This is a genomic window from Enterococcus sp. NPDC086594, from assembly GCF_044746145.1.
Lineage (GTDB): Bacteria > Bacillota > Bacilli > Lactobacillales > Enterococcaceae > Enterococcus_D > Enterococcus_D entomosocium.
In genome coordinates, this window is sequence record NZ_JBIVBP010000016.1 from 34,938 (window position 1) to 57,918 (window position 22,981).

Annotated in this window: 17 protein-coding genes; 4 read left to right on the plus strand and 13 right to left on the minus strand. The window is 42.4% G+C overall.

Annotation, left to right across the window (positions count from 1 at the left end; genetic code table 11):
• Nucleotides 1-11: 11 nt before the first annotated feature.
• The 10 genes from ACIPK1_RS15850 to ACIPK1_RS15895 form a co-directional block, all read right to left on the minus strand.
• Nucleotides 12-3,440 carry a pyruvate carboxylase gene (locus ACIPK1_RS15850; protein WP_005235747.1) on the minus strand — a complete coding sequence of 1,143 codons (3,429 nt, stop codon included), beginning with the start codon at nt 3,438-3,440 and terminating at the stop codon, nt 12-14.
• 22 nt (nt 3,441-3,462) lie between these two features.
• Nucleotides 3,463-4,626, minus strand: coding sequence for an FtsW/RodA/SpoVE family cell cycle protein (locus ACIPK1_RS15855; protein ID WP_005235746.1), 1,164 nt, complete (start codon nt 4,624-4,626; stop codon nt 3,463-3,465).
• Nucleotides 4,627-4,628: 2 nt separating this feature from the next.
• On the minus strand, nt 4,629-4,928 hold the full coding sequence (locus ACIPK1_RS15860) for a YlaN family protein (protein WP_008380108.1): 300 nt from the start codon (nt 4,926-4,928) through the stop codon (nt 4,629-4,631).
• Between the two features lie 372 nt (nt 4,929-5,300).
• Nucleotides 5,301-6,335, minus strand: coding sequence for a diacylglycerol kinase (locus ACIPK1_RS15865; protein WP_400451301.1), 1,035 nt, complete (start codon nt 6,333-6,335; stop codon nt 5,301-5,303).
• Nucleotides 6,336-6,345: 10 nt separating this feature from the next.
• A complete protein-coding gene (gatB, locus tag ACIPK1_RS15870) occupies nt 6,346-7,776 on the minus strand; it encodes an Asp-tRNA(Asn)/Glu-tRNA(Gln) amidotransferase subunit GatB (RefSeq protein WP_005225979.1) in 1,431 nt (476 codons plus the stop codon).
• Nucleotides 7,773-9,245, minus strand: coding sequence for an Asp-tRNA(Asn)/Glu-tRNA(Gln) amidotransferase subunit GatA (gene gatA / locus ACIPK1_RS15875; protein WP_400451302.1), 1,473 nt, complete (start codon nt 9,243-9,245; stop codon nt 7,773-7,775). Before gatA ends, gatB begins: the two co-directional genes overlap by 4 nt.
• Nucleotides 9,245-9,550, minus strand: coding sequence for an Asp-tRNA(Asn)/Glu-tRNA(Gln) amidotransferase subunit GatC (gene gatC / locus ACIPK1_RS15880; protein WP_005225977.1), 306 nt, complete (start codon nt 9,548-9,550; stop codon nt 9,245-9,247). Before gatC ends, gatA begins: the two co-directional genes overlap by 1 nt.
• Before the next feature lie 215 nt (nt 9,551-9,765).
• Nucleotides 9,766-11,796 (minus strand): NAD-dependent DNA ligase LigA, encoded by a 2,031-nt coding sequence (gene ligA, locus ACIPK1_RS15885; RefSeq protein WP_400451304.1) that lies wholly within the window; start codon nt 11,794-11,796, stop codon nt 9,766-9,768.
• A 13-nt stretch (nt 11,797-11,809) separates the two neighbouring features.
• Nucleotides 11,810-14,053 (minus strand): DNA helicase PcrA, encoded by a 2,244-nt coding sequence (gene pcrA, locus ACIPK1_RS15890; protein ID WP_400451306.1) that lies wholly within the window; start codon nt 14,051-14,053, stop codon nt 11,810-11,812.
• Between the two features lie 214 nt (nt 14,054-14,267).
• Nucleotides 14,268-15,734: an alpha-amylase gene (locus ACIPK1_RS15895; RefSeq protein ID WP_016611862.1), complete on the minus strand. Its 1,467-nt coding sequence runs from the start codon at nt 15,732-15,734 to the stop codon at nt 14,268-14,270.
• A 205-nt stretch (nt 15,735-15,939) separates the two neighbouring features.
• Between ACIPK1_RS15895 and ACIPK1_RS15900 the strand changes: the two genes are divergently transcribed.
• From ACIPK1_RS15900 to ACIPK1_RS15910, 3 genes are read left to right on the plus strand one after another with little or no spacing between them, the layout of a single operon-like run.
• Nucleotides 15,940-16,695: a DeoR/GlpR family DNA-binding transcription regulator gene (locus ACIPK1_RS15900; protein ID WP_061054220.1), complete on the plus strand. Its 756-nt coding sequence runs from the start codon at nt 15,940-15,942 to the stop codon at nt 16,693-16,695.
• Nucleotides 16,692-17,609, plus strand: coding sequence for a 1-phosphofructokinase (gene pfkB, locus ACIPK1_RS15905; RefSeq protein WP_008380122.1), 918 nt, complete (start codon nt 16,692-16,694; stop codon nt 17,607-17,609). Before ACIPK1_RS15900 ends, pfkB begins: the two co-directional genes overlap by 4 nt.
• Nucleotides 17,610-17,622: 13 nt before the next feature.
• On the plus strand, nt 17,623-19,548 hold the full coding sequence (locus tag ACIPK1_RS15910; protein WP_005235722.1) for a fructose-specific PTS transporter subunit EIIC: 1,926 nt from the start codon (nt 17,623-17,625) through the stop codon (nt 19,546-19,548).
• Between the two features lie 42 nt (nt 19,549-19,590).
• Here the strand turns inward: ACIPK1_RS15910 and ACIPK1_RS15915 are convergent, their stop codons facing one another.
• Nucleotides 19,591-20,922: a hypothetical protein gene (locus ACIPK1_RS15915; protein WP_016611865.1), complete on the minus strand. Its 1,332-nt coding sequence runs from the start codon at nt 20,920-20,922 to the stop codon at nt 19,591-19,593.
• Between the two features lie 130 nt (nt 20,923-21,052).
• On the opposite strand from ACIPK1_RS15915, the gene ACIPK1_RS15920 reads away from it, so the two are divergent.
• The gene (locus ACIPK1_RS15920; RefSeq protein WP_005235717.1) at nt 21,053-21,229 is read left to right on the plus strand and encodes an SPJ_0845 family protein; all 177 of its coding nucleotides are present in this window, start codon (nt 21,053-21,055) and stop codon (nt 21,227-21,229) included.
• A gap of 111 nt (nt 21,230-21,340) precedes the next feature.
• Here the strand turns inward: ACIPK1_RS15920 and ACIPK1_RS15925 are convergent, their stop codons facing one another.
• Both ACIPK1_RS15925 and yihA read right to left on the minus strand, forming a co-directional pair.
• Complete coding sequence (locus ACIPK1_RS15925; RefSeq protein ID WP_400451309.1) at nt 21,341-22,222, minus strand: helix-turn-helix transcriptional regulator; 882 nt, start codon at nt 22,220-22,222, stop codon at nt 21,341-21,343.
• A 170-nt stretch (nt 22,223-22,392) separates the two neighbouring features.
• Complete coding sequence (gene yihA / locus ACIPK1_RS15930) at nt 22,393-22,977, minus strand: ribosome biogenesis GTP-binding protein YihA/YsxC (RefSeq protein WP_400451310.1); 585 nt, start codon at nt 22,975-22,977, stop codon at nt 22,393-22,395.
• Nucleotides 22,978-22,981 lie beyond the last annotated feature (4 nt).

Genomic DNA, 22,981 nt, shown 5'->3' on the forward strand with positions numbered 1-22,981 from the left:
GGATCGACTCCTTACTTCTCTTTGACTTCAATCAAAAGATCTCCTGACTGAATTGGTTCCCCATCGGTTACATACACATGTTCAACTACGCCTGAGAAGCGGGCTTCAACCGAAGTTTCCATTTTCATCGCTTCCGTGACCATCAAGGTTTGTCCACGTGCCACCCGGTCGCCTTTTTTGACTAATACTTCTAAAACTGAGCCACTCATCGAAGCACCGATCTGTTCTTTGTTCGTTGGCTCTGCTTTACGTTTCGTTTGAACAGAGCTGATGATTGAGTTGTCCTTAACGACGATTTCTCGGCGTTGTCCGTTCAAGTTAAAGAAGAGTGTTCGGTTGCCTTCAATATCTGGCTCACCGATCTCATCTAGACGAATGATCAAGATTTTGCCTTTTTCTAATTCAACATTGATCGTTTCACCTAAGCGCATGCCGTTAAAGAAAGTTGGAGTATCAAGAACTTTCACATCTGCAAACTGTTCATAAGCTTTTCGATAATCAAGGAAGACTTGCGGATACATCAAGTAGCTCAAGACTTCTTCATGTTTTGGTTCATAGCCGATTTTCTCCGCTAGTTCTTGCTTCACATCAGCAAAATCAACTGGCTTCGCGAATGTTCCAGGACGTTCGGTAAAGGCTGGGCGTCCTTTCAAGATAATGCGCTGTAATTCTTTCGGGAAGCCACCAACTGGCTGACCTAACTCACCTTGGAAGAATGTGATTACTGACTCAGGGAAGCTTAATGTATCGCCTTTTTCAAAAACATCTTTCTCAGACAAGCCATTTTGAACCATAAAGAGTGCCATGTCCCCAACGACTTTCGAAGAAGGCGTCACTTTCACGATGTCTCCAAACATCATATTGACTTCATGATACATTTCTTTGATTTCATCCCATTTTTCGCCTAAACCAACGGCTTTGGCTTGCTGCTGGAGATTGGTATATTGTCCCCCCGGCATTTCATGCTTGTACACTTCCGTTTGAGGTGCGTTCAAGCCATTTTCAAAGGAATGGTAGTACATGCGGACATCTTCCCAGTAGTGGTTCAACTGTTGGATATTGTCTACATTGATTTCTGGGCAGCGTTCGCCGTTCAATAGTGCATAATACAAACTACTCATACTTGGTTGACTCGTTGCGCCACTGACCGCTGACATAGCGACATCCACGATGTCAACACCGGCTTTAGTAGCTGCTGAGTAAGTAATGATCCCATTTCCACTCGTATCATGGGTATGCAGATGAATCGGCACATCGATCGTATCCTTTAGCTCACTGATCAAACGATAAGCCGCTTGCGGTTTTAATAATCCAGCCATATCCTTGATAGCAATGATATGGGCACCAAGGTTTTGCAATTCTTTCGCCATATCTTTGTAGTATTGTACTGAATATTTTTGACGGGTCGGATCATTGATATCCCCGGTATAACAAATCGTTGCTTCTGCAATTTTTCCTGTATCGCGAACGGCTTGAATACTTTTCTCCATTTGTGGAACCCAGTTTAAACTATCAAAGATTCGGAACACATCAATTCCTTGCGCTGCAGATTCTTTGATGAATTCTTCCAATACATTGTCTGGATAATTGGAATATCCCACAGCATTGGAGCCTCTAAACAACATTTGCAACAAGGTATTCGGCATTTTTTTCCGGAACATCCGCAATCTTTCCCATGGATCTTCTGTTAAGAAACGGTAGGCAACGTCGAACGTTGCTCCACCCCACATTTCACTTGAGAACAATTGTGGCAGGCCAGCTTCCGTCATCGCGGCAATTTTCTTAAAGTCATGGGTTCTTACACGAGTTGCCAACAAACTTTGATGGGCATCTCGGAAGGTTGTATCCGTCAGTAAGACATTGTTTTGTTGACCGATCCATTCAACGACACCCTCGGCACCTTTCGTATCTAAAATATTTTTGGCGCTGACAAAATCAGGCGTTGCTTGGATGTGTTGTGGCATCCGTGGCTCATTATAAAATGGTTTCTTTTGTTTTTCGATCCCCGGAAATCCATTGATGGTAATTTCCCCGATATACTTCATGGTTTTGTTTCCACGATCACGAATCCGAGGGAAATTGAATAGTTCCGGCGTATTGTCGATAAAGGTGGTTTTGGCTTCACCCGAACGAAAGGCTGGATGAGAAACGACATTTCGCATGAAGAGAATGTTTGTTTTTACCCCACGTACACGAAATTCTTTCAAACAGCGCATCATTTTCTGAATCGCTTGATCAAAGGTTGCCGCATGTGTACAGACTTTTACAAGCAGTGAGTCGAAATACGGGGTTACCACCGCACCTGCGTAAGCATTTCCGACATCCAAACGAACCCCAAATCCACCTGGAGAACGGTAGGTATCAATCTTACCAGTATCTGGCATAAAATTATTCGCTGGATCTTCCGTTGTCACGCGACATTGAATCGCAACCCCTTCGAAGCGAATATCTTTTTGTTCAGGAATCCCAATTTCTTTATGCAGATCCTTGCCTTGTGCAATTAGTATTTGTGTCGTCACGATATCTAAATTGGTGATCATTTCAGTGATTGTATGTTCCACTTGGACCCGAGGGTTTACTTCGATAAAGTAAAATTTATCGCCTTCAACTAAAAATTCCACTGTTCCGGCATTGATATAGCCAACATGCTTCATCAATTGAACGGCAGCTTGACAAATTTTTTCCCGTTGTTCAGTCGTCATTGACACACAAGGTGCCACTTCGACTACTTTTTGGTGACGGCGCTGAACAGAGCAGTCACGTTCAAATAGATGGACGACATTTCCGTGCGTATCCCCTAGAATTTGGACTTCAATATGTTTTGGATTACTAATATATTTTTCAACGTAAACTTCGTCACTACCAAATGCCGCTTTCGCTTCACTTTTGGCACGTTCGTAGCCATCACGTGCTTCTTTTTCATCATGAGCGACACGCATGCCTCGACCACCGCCGCCAAGAGCTGCTTTGATCATGATTGGATAGTCATGTTCGTCAGCGAATGCTAAAACGTCGTCAATCGATGCCACTGGACCGTCAGATCCGGGAATGGATTGAATCCCCGCCTCGATCGCTGCTGCTTTTGCTTTGATCTTGTCGCCAAAAATATCTAAGTGGTGAGTGGATGGTCCGATGAAAATCAAACCTTCTTCTTCACAGCGCTGAGCAAAGCCCAGGTTTTCTGATAAAAAACCATACCCTGGATGAATCCCTTCAGCCCCGGCTTTTTTCGCTGTGCGAATAATATCTTCAATGTCTAAATACGCATCAATCGGCCGTTTGCCTTTCCCCACTAAATACGCTTCGTCTGCTTTAAAACGATGGACGGAGTATTCATCCTCCGCAGCATAAATACCGACTGTTTTGATTCCTAACTCCGCACATGCGCGGAAGACACGAATCGCGATTTCTCCACGATTGGCAACAAGAATTTTCTTCATCTAATCCACTCCATTCAATTGATCAATAATTCAAATAATATTGTTTCCTCTTTTCTTCGGCACTGATATTTAATACAAAACCAATACAAATCGACAGCATCAGCAAACTTGACCCACCCTGACTTAAAAACGGAAAAGTGATTCCCGTCAATGGGATCAAACCAGTGATCCCCCCTAAGTTGATGAAAATCTGAGACATAAATAATGTCCCTATGCCGATACACATCATGGAATTAAAGGGATCTCTTGAACGGATACCGACAAGAAAGATCCGTCCCACCATATAGAACAAAACACCTAAGATAATGATCGATGGGATCAAGCCTAATTCTTCCATAACGATCGAAAATATATAATCGGTGTGCGCTTCGTTTAAGAAGCCACGTTTTTGGATACTATTTCCAAGTCCGCGTCCGAAAAGCCCACCGTTGAACATTGCGTAATACCCATTAACCATTTGATGACCTGTATTGTATTCATCCGCAAATGGGTTTAAAAATGATGAGAAGCGACTATAGACATAATCAGGTAAAAGCTTTCCACCAGTTAAATTTACCAAGAAGACGATCAATGTACTGCCTACGATTCCTGCCACACCTAATATCAGGGTATACAGGTAATTCAGACCACTAGATAATAAAACGACAAAAGCCAGTAGCATGACGATCACAGCATTCCCGAAGTCGGGATAAAAGGCCATGATCCCGGTGTAGACGAAGACGATTCCGATTGGACGCCAAACCGTTTTCCAAAACTCTTGTTGGATACCTTTTTGACGATAGGAAAGAGTCACAGATAAAAACCAGATGACAATAAATTTCAAGTACTCAGCTGGTTGAATGGAAAAGCCCGCAATCGTTAACCAACCATGTGCCCCGTTTCTTCTTGGGAAAAAGAAGGCAGCGATCAATAAAAACAAAATGACGATCATGGCGATCTGGACAAATTTTTTGTTCCGAAAAACATCCGTTTTCATTTTATACATGACAGTGATTGCTACTAGACTCAACAACCAGAATATTGCTTGATTGATGACGTAAGAAGCAGCTGTGGTCGGTTGTGTGGCGGTCATCGCAACATAGGATGTGGAGCTGTAGACCATCATCAAACCCGTAACACACATCACTATATAAGGCAGTAAAATACTATAATCTAATAAATGTCTTTTCTTTACTTTTTCTGGCAAGTTTATGCCTCCTTGCCGATTTCAGGTGTCCGCTGGTCTTCATAGACCTCGCTGTACAATTGGTTCAGATCTTTTTCGAGATCCGCCATCAATTGTTGTCCTGTTTGATTATCGACGATCCCCAAGCGGATCGCAAATGCCACTTGCCGTGATAGACCATACATTTGGGTATCAACCACTTCTTCAAATGCTTTGCATTGTGCGATACATAAACTATTTTCTTGGTTTCGGATCAGCTTTTTGATTCGTTCTGCGTCATCTCTAAGCAGATCTAGCGCTTTTGTAGAATCGATGTGCTCCATTCCGGTCCCCCCCATTTCTTCGTTTCACCATTATAGCATATTCTCTCTGGCTTTTGCATCATTAGATTGCATAGAAATACGTAAATGACGAACTTTAACGAGTATATTTTCAAAAAGTTCGTTTTTTAGCGAAGATCGTTCGTTTTTTCAATTTTTCATTCGCTTTATCTTCATGAATCGCGCTGATAGCCGTGAAACAAATACCCGATGTGGAACATAACGCAAAAAACGTCCTTTACTAAAATTTAAGAAAAGCTGCTCTATCAACTTTTCTTAAAAATATTCCTGTTACTTTTTCCACAATTTATTTTTTAAAAAAAGAACAGGTCCAAAAGTCCCTGTTCTTTCACTTTGCATGAAAAGAAAAATCGTTTACCTTGTTTCGTCGCCGATCTTGCCATCTCCATTGATGTCCTCATCGGAAAGACGTTCGACTTCTTTAATAAAACCTTCGCTCATCTCTTGATAGTTCTGCTCACCAACGACCGCATCATCAGGAATTTGATCGACATTCGCAAAAAACTCAATATGATTGTGTAGATTTTCAAAGCGCATAGGAGCATCTCCGCCGTATTCACCATCAAGGTTGATCATTAATCGATTGACCTGCTCTGGCGCGTCTACTTCAAGAAAAGATGTTTTCGTATAAATCAGACGACGATCGTTGATGTGCTTGCCACCATTCATCATTAAAGCAACTAAGTGGACAATCTCAAAAATATTGGCCGTTTTGACAATGATCAACGAAAATTTCCCATCGTCAAGCTTTGCGTCAGGCGCAATCTGTTCAAAACCTCCCACTGAATTCGTTAGTCCTAAAAAGAACATTGAGGCTCCGCCAATGTATTCTCCGTCTTCATACTTTAGATGCATTTTGATCGGTTTGACGCGGGGCAGTAATTCGGCTCCTTTTGCTAAATAAGCTAAGTAGCCAAAGATACTTTTCAATTCAGAAGGAACATCGTAGGTCAATTCCGTTAAGTGCCCACCAGCAGCAATGTTGATAAAATACGTGTTGGGTGTTTTTCCGACATCCATCTTCACCGTTTGCTGCTTCAAAATCACTTCCGCAGCTGCTTTGATATCTGTACGGGGAATTTTTAGTGCTCGTGCGTAGTCATTGGTCGTGCCTCCAGGAATGATCGCCATTTTTGGTCGCTTTTCTAAAGGAGCGATCCCATTGACGACTTCATTGATCGTGCCATCACCACCGGCAGCTACCACCAAATCAAAACCAGCTTCGCCAGCTCTTCTTGCTTCATCACGGGCGGAAAATGGTGCAGCGGTCGTGGCAAACGCACTCGCCTCATAACCGCCTCTTTCCAAAACATCTAAAATATCTGCTAAATTTTTTCGAATCAATTCTTTCCCAGATGTCGGGTTATAGATTACTCTTGCTCTTTTCATCGCTTGCCTCTTATCGCTTTGCTAGTTCTTCTTGCAACAGCTTGTTCACAACGCCTGGATTCGCTTGTCCTTTGGTTGCTTTCATGATTTGACCAACTAAGAAACCAACTGCGCGGTCTTTTCCGTTTTTGAAGTCATCGACGGATTGTTGGTTGTTATCTAATACTTCATTGATCATTGGTAGTAATTGCGCAGGATCTGATAATTGGATCAATCCTTTGGCTTTTACGACTTCTTCAGCGTCGCCGCCGTTTGTGATCAATTCTTTGAAGACTTTTTTCGCAATCTTCGAACTGATGGTGCCATCGGCGATCAAACGAATCATTCCCGCTAAATTGTCTGGGGTTAATTTTGTTTCTGGCAGTTCCAATTTTTCACTGTTCAGATACGCTGAAACTTCCCCCATCAACCAGTTAGAAGCTTGTTTGGGATCAGCACCGGCATCAATGGTTTTTTCAAAGAAATCGGACATTTCTTTTGATAAAGTCAAGACCATTGCATCGTATTCTGGTAAGCCCAATTCAGAGATGTAACGGGCACGACGTTTTTGCGGCATTTCTGGCAAGCTTTGACGTACCCGTTCGATCCATTCATCATCGATCACAAATCGTGGGATATCTGGTTCTGGGAAGTAACGATAATCAGAAGAACCTTCTTTGACACGCATCAATAAAGTTTTGCTGGTTGCTTCATCAAAACGACGAGTTTCTTGTTGGATCTCGCCTCCAGAAAGCAATACTTTGGCTTGGCGTTTTTCTTCAAATGCTAAACCTTTTTTCACGAAGGACATAGAGTTTAAGTTTTTCAATTCTGTTTTTGTTCCGAATTGTTCTTGGCCGTAAGGTCGCAACGAAATATTGGCGTCGCAACGCATGGAACCTTCTTCCATCTTCACATCAGATACTTCTGTAAACAAGATGATTGAGCGCAATGCTTCTAGATACGCATATGCTTCTTCTGGTGAACGCATATCTGCTTCGGAAACGATCTCGATCAAAGGGGTTCCTTGACGATTTAGATCAACATAAGAATAACCGCCTTTGCCGTGCATGTTTTTCCCGGCATCTTCTTCCAAATGAACTCGCTCAATGCGGATTTTTTTCTTTTTACCTTCCACTTCGATTTCAATCCACCCATCATGACCTATCGGTTGATCGAATTGTGAAATTTGATAGGCTTTTGGATTATCAGGATAGAAATAGTTTTTGCGGTCGAAATGTGTTTCTTTTGAGATTTCACAATTCAACGCAAGCGCAGCTTTCATCCCAAATTCGATAGCCGCTTTGTTCATTACTGGTAAAACACCTGGATAGCCCCAGTCGATCACATTCGTGTTGCTATTTGGTTCAGCGCCAAAGTGAGCAGGTGCTGGAGAAAAAATCTTTGATTCTGTTTTTAATTCTACGTGGACTTCAAGCCCAATGACTGTTTCGAAGTTCATGCCTTATCCCCTCCTAAAATCACTGGTTTTTTCGTGTGGAAATCAGTTGCTTGTTCAAAGGCATAAGCCGCTTTATACATGGTTGCTTCATCAAAATGTTTCCCAATGATCTGCAAGCCGACAGGCAGTCCTTCAGAAAAACCTGCTGGAATCGACATCCCTGGCAGTCCTGCTAAGTTCACAGGAATGGTTAAAATATCATTTAAGTACATGGTAATTGGATCATTGATATTTTCTCCAATACCAAATGCTACCGTTGGTGATGCTGGGCCAATGATCAAATCGTATTGGCTGAAGACCTTATCGAAATCTTGTTTGATCAACGTCCGAACTTGACCGGCTTTTTTGAAGTAGGCATCATAGTAGCCAGCACTTAGTGAAAACGTACCTAACATGATCCGGCGTTTGACTTCTTCCCCGAATCCTTCACTACGCGAATTGACATAGACATCTTCTAAATTGCGGACATTTTCTGAACGGAAACCGTAACGGATACCGTCAAAACGTTGCAAATTAGAACTTGCTTCAGAAGATGCGATGATATAGTAAACAGCTACCCCATATTTTGAATGTGGCAAGCTGACTTCTTCCACGGTCGCTCCTAACGCACGGAAAGTGTCCGCTGCTTTTAAGATTGCTTCTCGAACGCCTTCTTGGATCCCTTCACCTAAGTATTCTTTTGGCAAAGCAACTTTCATGCCTTTGATATCACCAGTCAAACCTGCTGTAAAATCAGGAACAGCTGCCCCGGCTGACGTACTATCTTTTGCATCAAACCCACTGATGGCATTTAATGCGATGGCATTGTCTTTCACACCACGGGTCATCGGACCAATTTGATCTAACGAGGATGCAAACGCGATCAGACCAAAACGAGAAACCCGTCCATATGTAGGCTTCAGCCCGACGATTCCATTGAAAGCTGCTGGTTGGCGAATCGAACCACCTGTATCGCTACCTAAAGATAATGGGACTTGTCCCGCTGCAACGGCAGCCGCCGAGCCACCTGATGAACCACCAGGTACTTTTGTCTCATCCCAAGCGTTTTTCGTTTTCTTAAAGAACGACGTTTCGGTACTTGCGCCCATCGCAAATTCATCCATGTTTAACTTACCTACTGGAATCATGTCTGCTTGGTAAACTTTGTCCATGACGGTTGCATCGTAGATTGGGTCAAAGTTGCCTAAAATTTTAGAAGCAGCTGTTGTGCGTAGATCTTTGGTAACAATGTTATCTTTGATCCCAATGGGAATCCCTGCCAACACATTGCTTTCAGTGATACCTTTTTGATCGATAGCTTGCGCTAACGCATGGGCTTTTTCTTCGTTCAATGCAAGAAACGCATCGACTTTTGGCTCTGTTTCTTTAATGCGAGCAAAGGTTTCCCTCGTTAGATCTGTCGCAGTAATTTCCTTTGACACTAATAAGCTATGCAATTCTTCTAAGCTTTTATTATATAGTTCAGTCATTAGGCACCCGCCTCCCCATTGTCAATGATTGCAGGCACTTTAATAAAGCCTTCTTCGGATTCTGGAACATTTTTCATTAATTCATCACGGTCCCAGCCACCGGTCGTTACATCTTCACGCATCACATTGATCGTTTCTGCGACATTCGATGTAAAGGGTACTCCTGTAGTATCCACTTCTTCAAGTGTTTCTACCATATCAATAATTTTTCCTAGCTGAGAGGTAAACTCATGTAATTCATCATCTGAGAATGAAAGTTTTGCTAGTTTGGCAACGTGTTTGACTTGTTCTTCGCTGATCGCCATAAAATCCTCCTCTTTCTCGCATCCGTAATCTACGTTTACGTTTTTCCAATGTATTGTATCATTTTTTTAACAAATCATGAAATAGAATTTGAAAATTATCAAATATAATTGCAAATAAAAGCAGAAATCATTTCTTTCCTCGTACTGCAGGGAAGAAATGATTTCAATTAGACAAGAAGAAACAACTGCTTCTCGTCTGTGACAATACTTAACAGTTATTGATCTGCCGAATGACTGCCTTCGATCGCAGCCACCATTTGAGCTTCATCCCAAACGGTAACGCCTAGGGACTGTGCTTTGGTCAGTTTACTGCCAGCCTCTTCCCCGGCAACAACGATATCAGTCTTTTTCGACACACTGCCTGTTACCTTCCCACCGAGATTTTCAATTCGTTCCTTGGCTTCTTCGCGGGTGAAATGACTCAATTTTCCTGTCAAAACAACTGTTTTCTCTTTAAATGGCGACTCCACTTCTTCCAATTGATCCGTTCTCAGCCCTAAATAAGCAAAGTTAACACCCGCTTTTTCAAGTTCATCTAAAAGGTCGTGAACTTCTTGATTGTCAAAATACGTAACGACACTTTCCGCAATTGTAGCACCAATGGTTTCCAACGAAATGATCTCTTCTTCTTTGGCTTTGCTAAGGGTCCGAAGGTCACCAAAATGTTCCGCTAAAATCCGAGCCGCTTTGGCACCAACATGACGGATGCCTAGCCCGAAAATCAAGCGCTCAACTGAATTTTCTTTGCTTTGATGGATGGCACGCAAAAGGTTATTAGCTGATTTCTCTTTGATTTTATCGAGGGTCAGCAATTGTTCTTCTGTTAAAAAGTACAAGTCGGCCACATCTTTGACTAAGGATTTATCGAACATTTGCTCTAAAACACGTGGCCCTAAACCATCAATATTCATAGCATTTCGGGAAACAAAGTGGCTTAAGCCCTCTTTAATCTGCGCTGGACACTTCGGATTGATACAACGCAAGGCAACTTCTTCATCTAAATGGATCAGCTCACTCCCACATTCGGGACAATGTGTAGGCGCTTCAAAGGGTTCACTTGTTTCCGTGCGTTTTTCTTCCAAGACTTTCGCAACCTCTGGAATAATGTCCCCCGCCTTATAGATGATGACCGAATCGCCAATGCGAATGTCTTTCATTTTAATGAAATCTACATTATGGAGACTAGCACGGCTGACCGTCGTTCCAGCAACACGAACAGGAGTCATAACAGCGGTCGGTGTCACAACACCCGTCCGTCCCACGGTCCATTCGATCGTTTCGATCACTGTTTCCGCTTCTTCCGGTGGAAACTTATATGCCGCCGCCCATCGGGGTGCTTTTACGGTAAAGCCTAACGCATCTTGATCTTTAAAATTATTGACTTTGATGACTACGCCGTCAATCTCATACGGGAGCTCACTGCGCTTGTCATGAAACTCTTCGATATATGCCCACACTTCATCGATGGTGTGGCACACTCTGCGTTCGTGATTTGTACGAAAGCCTAATTGATCCAGTTCATTCAATGCTGAAAATTGATCATTAGCTTCAATTGGACCAAAGTCAGCTAGTGTGTATAAAAAGGTGCTCAAGTTTCTTTGGGCTGCGATCCGAGTGTCTAATTGACGTAAGCTTCCAGCAGCTGCGTTTCTCGGATTGGCAAAAACCTCCACCCCTTCTTCTTCTCGCTGTTGATTCAATTTCAAAAACGAAGCCTTTGGCATATAGCATTCGCCACGAACTTCCAACGAGATCGGTTCTTTTAATTTCAGTGGGATCGATTTGACAGTCTTTAGGTTTTCTGTAATGTTTTCACCTACCGTACCATCTCCTCGAGTCGCTCCCCGAACAAAGCGCCCTTCTTCATATTTCAAGGAAATTGACAATCCATCGATCTTTAACTCGCAGACATAATCTACCGCTTTCCCCAATGCTTTTTGAACACGAGCATCAAAAGCCACGATTCCTTCTTTGTCAAAGACATCGTTCAGGCTATAAAGTGGGATATCATGGGTGACTTTTTCAAAGCCAGGTAAAATGATGCCGCCTACTCGTTGGGTGGGCGAGTCTTCGGTTATTAGCTGCGGATAATTGGTTTCAATTTCAACCAGTTCTGCATACAGCTGATCATAGAGATAATCTTCAACAGAAGGTTGATCTTTTACATAGTATTCGTACGCGTACTGATTTAATTGCGTACGCAGCTCTTCTGCTCGTGATTGGATTTCTTTTGAAGGGACATCCATCCTAATATCCTCCTTATTTTTCAATTTTTTCAATCGGCGCAAAGGCCGCCAACAATCGTTTGACGCCTTGTTGTGGGAACGCCACATCTAATTCGATGTCTTGCGCGCTGCCAGTCGTCCGAACGACCGTACCGATTCCCCATTTTTTATGTTGAACTTTCTCGCCTACTTGCCATGTATTACCAGCTGCAGAGGTCTGTTGCTTAGAAGCGACGGTCGTTTGACGCGGCTGTGTATAGCTCGGTTTAAAGACTTTTGGTTGAAACGGTGCAGCAGCTTTCGGTTGTGAACGCTCGCCTAATGATTGCAGCAGATCTTGTTCAATCTCCTCGATAAACCGTGACGGACGATTGTATTGGGTACGACCGTATAATGTTCTGGAAATAGCGTTGGTCATAAAGAGCTCTTCCTCAGCACGAGTGATTCCCACATAAGCAAGGCGCCGTTCTTCTTCGAGTTCGCTTTCTTCCATTAAAGCCCGAGAAAGCGGGAAGATATTTTCTTCCAAACCAATCAAGAATACCACTGGAAACTCCAGTCCTTTTGCCGCATGCAAGGTCATCAACGTCACTTGACTACTTTCTTCTTCATAACTATCGACGTCTGACAATAAAGCTAAGTCATTTAAGAAAACACTCAACTTCTCATCTGGTGCATCTGCATCGTCTTCGTTTTGCGCCTCAAATCGTTTATCGAATTCTTGGGTAACCGATAAAAATTCTTCCAGGTTTTCAAGTCTAGCTTGTGCTTCTAAATTATTCTGGTTGACTAACTCTTGACGATAACCCGTCTTTTCTAATATTTCTTTCGTCAGTTCAGTTACTGAGAGGTAAGGAACCATTTGGGCGAAGCCATCCATCATCATCCCAAAGCTTCCTAATTCTTTGCCGGCCTTTCCAGAAATATTCGCCAACTCGACGTTCATGGCTGCTTCTAGCAATGACCACTCATGAAGATTCGCAAAATCTCGTAGTTTTTCGACGGATGTCGCACCGATCCCACGTTTTGGTACATTGATGATTCGTTCCAAGCTGATGGAATCACGAGGATTGGCGATCGCCGATAAATAAGCCAAAATATCACGGATTTCTTTGCGGTCATAGAACTTTCTGCCGCCGACCATCGTATAAGGAACGTTGGCTTTTAAAAGCATTTCTTCAATGATCCGTGACTGGGCGTTGGTCCGATACAAAATCGCAAAATCACCGAATTTACGGTTCTTTTCTGCAATTTGTTTCTGCATTTCACTGACGATAAATCGCGCCTCATCTCGTTCACTATCCCCGCGATAATAAGTGATTTTTTCCCCATCACGATTTTCTGTCCACAGATTTTTGTCTGGGCGGTTGCGGTTATTTTTGATTACTTGGTTTGCCGCATTTAAAATCGTTTGCGTTGAACGATAGTTTTGCTCTAACAATATCGTTGCGGCATCCGGATAGTCTTTTTCAAAGTCTAAAATATTTTGCATGTTGGCGCCACGCCAACCGTAAATACTTTGGTCCGCATCCCCAACGACACAAAGATTTCGAAAACGAGCGGCCAATAAATTGACTAGCGTGTATTGGGCATGGTTGGTATCTTGGTATTCATCGACATGGATATAGTGGAATTTCCGTTGATAAAATTGCAGCGCATCTTCATTGTCTTGGAAGAGGCGGATCGTATTCATGATTAAATCATCGAAGTCCATGCATTGATTATTACGCAGCTCTTTTTGATATTTTTCATAACAACGACCTACGATTTGCTCAAAGAGACTACCTTCCATGGCTTGGTAAGCTTCAGGTGTCAACAGCTCATTCTTTGCATGAGAGATCGTTCCCAAAATAGAACGAGGATCATATTTTTTGGGATCGATATTCAATTCTTTTAATACTCGTTTCATCAGCGTATTTTGCTCAGAAGAATCAATGATAGTAAAATTCTTCGAATACCCGATTCGATCAACATCCCTGCGCAAAATTCTGACACACATCGAGTGGAAGGTTGAAACCCAAACGTCTTCACCACCCGATCCTAATAGTTGACTGACCCGTTCTTTCATTTCACGTGCCGCTTTATTCGTAAATGTGATGGCTAAAATATTCCATGGATTTACATTTTTTTCTTCTATTAAATAGGCGATTCGGTGGGTTAGGACACGGGTCTTCCCGCTTCCTGCCCCTGCCATCAGCAGCAACGGCCCTTCCGTATGCATAACGGCTTCTTTTTGCCGTGGATTCATGCGCTTAAGTAATTCACTTTTGGATGACATGCTTTTAAACATCCTTTCTTTCTCAATCTTCTCAATTATAGCATTATCCGTGAATGGGGAAAACCGAACGCTTTGAAAACTTTTAATTAAAAGCGCTTTGATTTTAGTACTCACGATGCCATCAGTTTTGAAAGAAAAAAGTCAGTCCGTTGTTTGTTTACATAATAAAAAGGCTGTAAACTTACCAGCCTCTTATTATGACTATTGAAAGAGATCAGCTAAAGTATTTCTCTACTAGCTTTTCATTCACATAGATTGACACTTGCCCATCATTGACCGGGAAAACACCTTTTCCGGTATCATCTAAAACAACTTTCGCTTCATTATTTCTCAATATATCCACGAAGGTCTCTCCACCATGGATCGCGCTGATGGTCATTTCTTTTTCCGCACCTTGAGCATTGGTCATCACGACCGCCAATCCAGAAAGCTCATGTTCATAATCGCCCGTTAATACCCAGCCAATACAATTAGGATCATCGAAATAATCGACTTGATTCCCAAATGCAAGCTTCTCTCGAAGTTTTAACATATGGATCAAAGCATCACCAACAGGAGCGATTTCTTGCGCTGGGATTCCGAATAAGTCACCCCAGAAAACAACCGGTACACCCGCTTTTCGTAAAAGGATCAATGAATAAGCATGGACTTTAAACCATCCGTCTATCCAAGATTGTAAACTTTGTCCGACTTGCGTATCATGATTGTCTACAAAAGTCACGGCATAATCTTCGCGCGCGGCAGTCAGTGTACCGGCAAAAATTTGACTCATATCATATTCGCCATTCGAGTGAGATGCTTCATATAAATTATAGTGCAAAGGCACATCGAATAAATAAATCAGATTTCCTGAAGAATCTAAATACTCTTCTAATTTTGGCAGATCCCCTGACCAATATTCTCCGACAACAAATAGTGGTTTGCCTTTTTCTTCCCGACGATTCAAGATCCAATCTGCGTAATAGTTGAACTCAATGTGTTTCACCGCATCTAAGCGATAGCCATCAACACCGGTCAACTCTTGGTACCATTGCCCCCATTTATTGAGCTGTTCCACCGTTTCAGGATTTTCCATGTCCAGATCACAACCCATTAAATAGTCGTAATTACCCATTTCATCATCCACTTGGTTTTCCCAGCCCTTATCAGCGAAGTTAAAAATCCCGTGGTCTTTATTGCGATCATCATAATCGACACCAGAAAAATTATGCCAGGTCCAGACATAGTCATTGTAAGTTCCTTTACGTCCTGGGAAAGTGAATTTAGTCCAAGCTTCGATCTCTTCTTCATCACTGATCGGTTCATTGCGGTTTTCGGTATTGTATTTAACCGCCGGAACGACCTCCTTTTCATCGGCGCCGATCAAGTGATTAAAGACGATATCGGCATAAACCTCAACTCCTTGTTCTTGTAGTGCTTTGATGGCTTCCAAATACTCATCCTTGGTTCCATATTTTGTTGGCACCGACCCCTTTTGATCGAATTCGCCTAGATCATAATAATCATAGACACCATACCCAACGTCTTCGGACCCAGCTGTCCCTTTATAGGCAGGCGGCAGCCAAATTGCGGTAAATCCATACTCTTTGATTTCTTTACTCATTTCTTTCAATTTGTTCCAGTGCTGGCTATCTGCCGGCAGGTCCCATTCGAACCCTTGTAAAATGACTTTGTTATTCATTTATTTATCCCCCCTTAATTCAATTAAGCCAAATAATAGTAAAAATTGTCAAATATAAGGACAGCAATCTCAGGAAAATGAAGGTTACCATGACCGTTTGTGACCGATTTCTATTATTCACGCTTTCATTTTGAATGTTTTTTACTGTTTATGATTGATTTTGAATGAATCATATGTTACTATGGCAGGTGAAGAGGTGATGTAAATGCTTACAGAGGAGCGGCATCAAGCGATTTTGGCACGATTGGATCAAGAGGAGATCGTCAAAGTCAGTGAACTGATCCAACTGCTGGATGCTTCAGAGTCAACGATCCGCAGAGATCTCCAAGAACTGGAAGATAAAGGGTTTCTAGTTAGAATTCACGGCGGGGCCAAAAAAAGCCAGCAATTAGGTTTTGAACCCAACATGTCTGAAAAAAAAGCGAAATTTCAAACGGAAAAACAAAAAATTGCTCGCGCAGCCGCACAAACGATCAAAAATGGTGAAGTCATTTATCTAGACGCAGGAACAACGACCCTTGAAATGATTCCTTTCTTATCGTCCATCACAGCGCTGAAAGTTGTCACGAACTCCGTCAAGCACGCTTCCCTACTTATTGATCACGGGATCGACACCATGATTTTAGGGGGAACCATTAAGATAGCTACGAACGCTGTTTTAGGAATCAATGCCGGTGAACAGTTGCGTAAATTGCGCTTTAACCGCTGTTTTATGGGCATGAACGGTGCTCATTCGGAAGCTGGTTTCACCACACCCGATCCTGAAGAAGCCCTGATCAAGCAGATTGCACTAGAGCACAGTCAACAAGCCTATGTCTTGCTAGACCATTCCAAGTTTCAGCAAACAACTTTTGCTCAAGTTGCTTTTATTGAAGGTGCAACGATCATCACCGATTATTGCCCAAAAAACTATTTAGCGAAATTCAGAGCAAAAACAACCATTATGGAGGTAATACAATGATTTACACAGTAACACTCAATCCATCGATCGACTTTATCGTCCACGTCGATCATTTGGAGATCGGTGCCCTTAATCGAATGAAACAAGACTTTAAACTACCTGGTGGCAAAGGAATCAATGTCTCACGTATTTTGAAGCGAATTGGCATCTCCTCGACTGCCCTTGGTTTTGTTGGCGGATTTACTGGTCGTTTTATTGAAGAGTGGCTGACCAAAGAGGAAATCAACAGCAATTTTACGCAAGTCGCTGCCGATACCCGGATCAATATCAAATTAAAATCCGGCGAAGAAACAGAAATCAACGGCCTTGGTCCAGTCATTCAAGAGCAAGAAATCGCTGAATTGAAACACCAATTAGCCGCTCTTTCTGCCGAAGACATCGTCATCCTATCAGGAAGTAAACCAGCTGGTCTTCCAGCCGACTTTTATAAAGAATTGATCAAAATCGTTAAAGAAGCTGGTGCAGAATTTGTCATTGATACGACTGGTGCGGAACTATTTGATGCCTTATCCGATCAGCCTTTGCTGATCAAACCAAATAATCATGAATTAGCGGAACTTTATGAAACTTCTTTTTCAACAATCGAAGATATTTTGCCTTATGGCCAAAGAATGCTAAAGGATGGCGCTAAAAATGTCATCGTCTCTCTAGGTGGTGATGGTGCCCTGCTCTTTACTGGCAATGAGATCTATCGCTCCAATGTGTTGAAACGACCTTTGAAAAATTCAGTTGGCGCTGGAGATTCCATGATTGCTGGATTCATTGGGCGTTATGCAAAGACCAAAGATGTGGTTGAAGCATTCAAATGGGGAGTCGCTTGTGGCAGTGCCACTGCGTTTTCAGATGATTTAGCTGAGGCGTCATTTATCGAAGAATTACTACCGGAAGTCATAATTGAACAAGTGAATCTATAGGAGGATGGAAAAAATGAAAATCAATGAGTTGATGCTGAAAGATGCCATGATCATGGACTTACAAGCAACAGACAAAAAAGGTGCCATTGATGAAATGGTAGCAAAATTATATGCTGTCGGACGGATTTCAGATGTCGAAATCTACAAAGAAGGAATTCTTGCCCGAGAAGCCCAAACCTCAACAGGGTTAGGTGACGGCATCGCAATGCCCCATGCCAAAAACAGTGCAGTCAAAGAAGCGACGGTTTTATTCGCAAAGAGTAATGCGGGTGTCGACTATGAGGCGTTAGATGGACAACCAACGTACCTCTTCTTTATGATCGCAGCACCAGAAGGAGCAAATGATACTCATTTACAAGCGTTAGCAGCTCTATCTCGCTTATTGATCGATCCAGATTTCGTTGCTAAACTAAAAACAGCGACAACTGCTGATCAAGTACAACAACTTTTCTCAGAAGCTGAGGCACAGCAAGAAGCCGATGCTTTAGCAGAAGAAGCGGCAAACCAAGAAGCAGCACCTGCTAGCGAACGTCCCTATATCGTCGCAGTTACAGCTTGCCCGACAGGGATCGCCCACACCTACATGGCAGAAGATGCTTTGAAAAAGAAAGCCAAAGAACTTGGTGTTGACATCAAAGTCGAAACAAATGGTTCAGAAGGAATCAAAAATCGTTTAACAGAAGCTGATATCGCCCGAGCTGCTGGTGTGATCGTAGCTGCCGATAAAAAAGTTGAAATGGATCGCTTTGACGGTAAACATTTAGTAAACCGTCCTGTGAGCGATGGTATCCGTAAGACCGAGCAATTAATCAATGAAGCATTGAGCGGAACTGCTCCTGTTTTTCACGGTAGTGGCCAAGCTTCTGATAAAGAGGACGCTTCTGCTGATGGTTCAGTCGGTCAACGAATCTATAAAGATTTGATGAATGGTGTTTCTCACATGTTACCATTTGTTATTGCCGGTGGAATCATGATCGCTATTTCCTTCATGGTGGACCAGTTCATGGGTGTCCCTCAAGATGCCTTGAGTCAATTAGGAAACTACAACCAAGCCGCTTCTTGGTTCAATCAAATCGGTAGCGCGGCATTTGGTTTTATGTTACCTGTCTTAGCTGGTTTCATCGCTTCAAGTATCAGTGACCGACCTGGATTGATCGTCGGTTTCGCAGCAGGTGCCCTAGCAAATACGGGTGGTGCTGGATTCTTAGGAGCATTGATTGGCGGTTTCTTAGCTGGTTATGTCATCAAGTTCTTGCGTTCATTATTCAAAGGTTTACCAAAATCATTAGAAGGAATCAAAACGATCCTTTTCTACCCTGTTTTCGGCCTATTGATCACTGGCTTCTTGATGTTACTGATCAACGTGCCAATGAAAGCCATCAATGACGGTTTGAATAGCTTCTTGACTGGCTTAAGTGGTACCAACGCCGCTTTACTTGGTGCTTTGTTAGCAGCAATGATGGCAGCCGATCTAGGTGGCCCAATCAACAAAGCCGCTTATGTTTTCGGTACTGCAACATTGGCAACGACCGTTGCTGAAGGTGGTAGCGTCGTGATGGCATCTGTAATGGCGGGCGGAATGGTTCCTCCATTGGCAATCTTTGTCGCAACGTTATTGTTTAAAAATAAATTCACCAAAGACCAAAAAGAAGCTGGTTTAACAAACATCGTCATGGGGCTATCCTTCGTCACAGAAGGTGCGATCCCATTTGCAGCAGCAGATCCATTGCGGGCGATCCCAAGCTTTATCGTTGGTTCTGCACTGACTGGTGCGCTTGTCGGTGCCTTTGATATCCAATTAATGGCACCACATGGTGGGATCTTCGTTGTTCTATTATTATCTAAACCAATTTTGTTCTTGCTATTCATCTTAATCGGTGCGATCGTTTCTGGCGTTGTATTCGGTTTGTTGAAAAAAGCTCCTGAACAAGCTGCCTAATTGAAAAGACCCGCAAGATCCTCGTGATCTTGCGGGTCTTTTTCATTCTTGATTGGTAAAGAGCTGCTGTTCGACTAGCTTTTGGGTATTCATAAAATACACTCGAAGTTTCTTGCCATTCTTTTTTAGATTGACCCACGTATATTTGCGCGTGCGGTGCAAATACCCAAAATGAACATCCGGCATCGCTGCTTTCAATCCGTCTATCGGCAGCTCCTTCAAGGCTGTTTCTGGTAAATAAAATTGTAAGCAAGCTGTGTAGTCTTTAAAGCGATCCTCTGAGTAATCAATTTCGAGGTGATTCCGAATATAAAAGGCATATGCCTCGACCCCATCATCTACAGTCAATTCCGGTTTTAATACAATATAATCCATCATGCGCAACCGATCTTGGTCGATCCAAGGAAAATACGCTTGTGCATTCAAGTAACCTTTCACCCGTCGCTCCTGGTACTCTTCGTTCACCAAATCGAAGCTTCGAGTGACGAAATGTGTCGCGTTACGCTTAGTCGTCGGCTGCAGCCGATCATTTTGGTACTGGATGGTTTGGATCAATTGGTCGCCAAAGGCGTACTCAATATATGGTTCCCTCAAAATACCGACGCCATTATCCCATGTCAATTGATCGATCCCAGTTTGATCGCGAAACAAACGCTGGTATGAAAGATTCAACTCGTGATCCCACTGAAACGGATCGCGATACAATTCCACCATCACGATTCCCTGATCTCTAACTTGGACCTGCTCGACTTGTTGCGCATCCGTAATGATCACCTGAGGAATAATACGGGCATAGAATACCGAAAAGTACATTCGCCAACAAGAGGTCAGTGTGTAGCCATTGTAAAAAACATCGTACCCAGCAAATTGATTGCAATCAATAACGATCTCTTGTTCAAAATTTTTCCGCTTCGGTAACGCGTTGATTTCAGCAATCGATTGAAAATTTTGTCTTTTCTCGATTCGCTCGACGTTATGCATCAGGTACTCATCATATGAACGCAAATAGCCAAACATTCCATCTCTTTGCATCGTTTCATCGAAGTAACTTAAAATCACTGTTTTCTGTGTGGAAAATACGTCTTTCGTAAACAGGTGCCGTTGTAAAACAGCCTCTTGAATGATATGGATACTGGACTCATTTTGGCCGTCCGTCACAATCAATTCAGTATTGATTTCTTCAGGGGCGCTATGCAGCAGTTGACTGACCTCATCAAAATCATAAGGTTTCTTTTCTTGCTGATTGTAATAGTATTCCGTCGGCTGATAGCTAAGACGAACCAAAGCGAACCAATTTTCAATCAACAAACGCAACTGTGATGCTTCCATTTGTGTCGATTGTAGAAAGCCGTAAATTTTTTCAGTTTTGATCATCGCTATCCCTCTTTTCTATCCCCTTTCTTTAATTATAGTAAAGGGAGAAACGATTGAACACTATTTCGCTTTTTTTTGGTGAAATCTACGACCGTTCGTGGTAAACTAAAGGCGCTTGGAGGTGAACCTTATGGGCTTAAAATTCCAACGAGAAGACTCGCTAGATAAAATGTTTGATGATTTTGCCTTTCTTCCCGATAACGATAAGGACAATAAAAAGCAACAAAACGATATTGAACGTTTCTTAAAAAACGAACCTGATGATGAGAATAAAAAACAACCAAAAGATAGTAAGAAAGCAGACTAATAAAAAAGGCAAAGGACGCTTCCGTCCCTTGCCTTTTTACTTATGCGAATAGAAAATGAGCCACTGAGTCTACTTAAATGCAGCAATCAGAATTGGCATCTAATGGTTTCCTTATAGCTCTTCATACATCATGCTTTGACGTAAGCGCACCAAGCCAATGGTCAACAAGCAGAGAATAAGGAAGACGGCTGCTAAGATCGTCATCACGAAGATCACCACAAAAATCGGTGAATTTGTAAAATGAATCATTGGTTCAAAGATAGTGGTCTTGATCAAGTCAGGGATCTCCGAAGCTAAGAGTTGTTGAATGGCTTGGTTAAAATCCTCTGTGGTTGAATTTGATGGCAAAACAGCCATAAAACTCCCCACGCCGTAATTGGCAACCCCAATCCACGCAATTGCGACATTTGCTAAAGCGAGCCAGCCAATGCCAAGATTACCGACAACAATCGAGCCGACAGCAAGATTGCCAATCCCAACTAAAAAGCCAAAACAGAGGTTCCCTATTGCAATAACACCGGTGCTGACTGTCCCAATCCCCAGCATTCCGAAGGACAATAAGCCAATCGATAAAAAACCTAAGCTGACAATTCCCAAAGCAATAACCCCTTTGGATTTGACACCAAGACTAAACCAGCCGCTGGCAGTTGGTACCTCTTTCATCAGAACAAAAAACTCTCGAACGCTCGTCACTTGATTCAGTAATAAGAATAAATTGGGAATCAAAATGTGCATTAACGGAAGCCGTAGAACCCTCCGTTCACTTTTGTATTCATAATAGTAGGTTTCTTTCTTTTCTTTTAATAGCTCTTCCACTGGAGTGCCTAATAAATCGGCGAGACGAACCAATGTCTCGATGTCTGGCAACCCATTTCCTCGTTCCCATTTTGAAATGGCCTTATCAGAAACAAATAACCTCGCAGCTAATTTCTTCTGGGTTAAGTTATGTCTTGATCGATACTCTTTTAATTTTTTACTTAATGTTTCATGCATTCGACCACACCTCCTTGTTACAAGTTTAACAAATATTAAGGAGATTTTCGCTGAAATTGGGCAAATTTGGCACTCTACGCTCCGTAGAATAGCCTAAATCCCCAATTTTTACTTTTAAAAAGCAAAGAAACGAAGGGAGCGACTTGCTCGCTTCGTTTCTTTATTCAAAATTATTTGATTGCTGCTTCGATGGCTTTCCATGCTTCTTCTTTTCCTTGTTTGGTAATGGAAGAAAAAAGAATGAACGTATCAGCTGGATCAAAGGACAACACTTTTTTGATCATACTTTCATGCTTATTCCATTTCCCACGAGGGATTTTGTCTGCTTTGGTGGCAACAACGATCACAGGGATCTCATAATACTTTAAAAATTCATACATTTGAACATCTTCTTGGGAAGGTGCATGGCGCAAATCTACCAAAGATACTACTGCTCGCAGCTGCTCTCTTTGTTCGAGGTACGTTTCAATCATTTTTCCCCATTTTGCTCGCTCGGTTTTTGATACTTTTGCATAGCCATAGCCAGGGACATCGACAAAATGCAGCGTATTTTCAATCAAATAAAAATTCAATGTTTGGGTTTTCCCCGGTTTTGACGAGGTTCGGGCTAAGTTTTTACGGTTAATCAATGTATTGATAAAGGAAGATTTACCGACATTGGAGCGCCCTGCTAAGGCAATCTCCGGTAAGGGTGTATCTGGGTATTGTGCTGGTGAAACAGCACTAATGACGATCTCAGCTTCATGTACTTTCATTGGA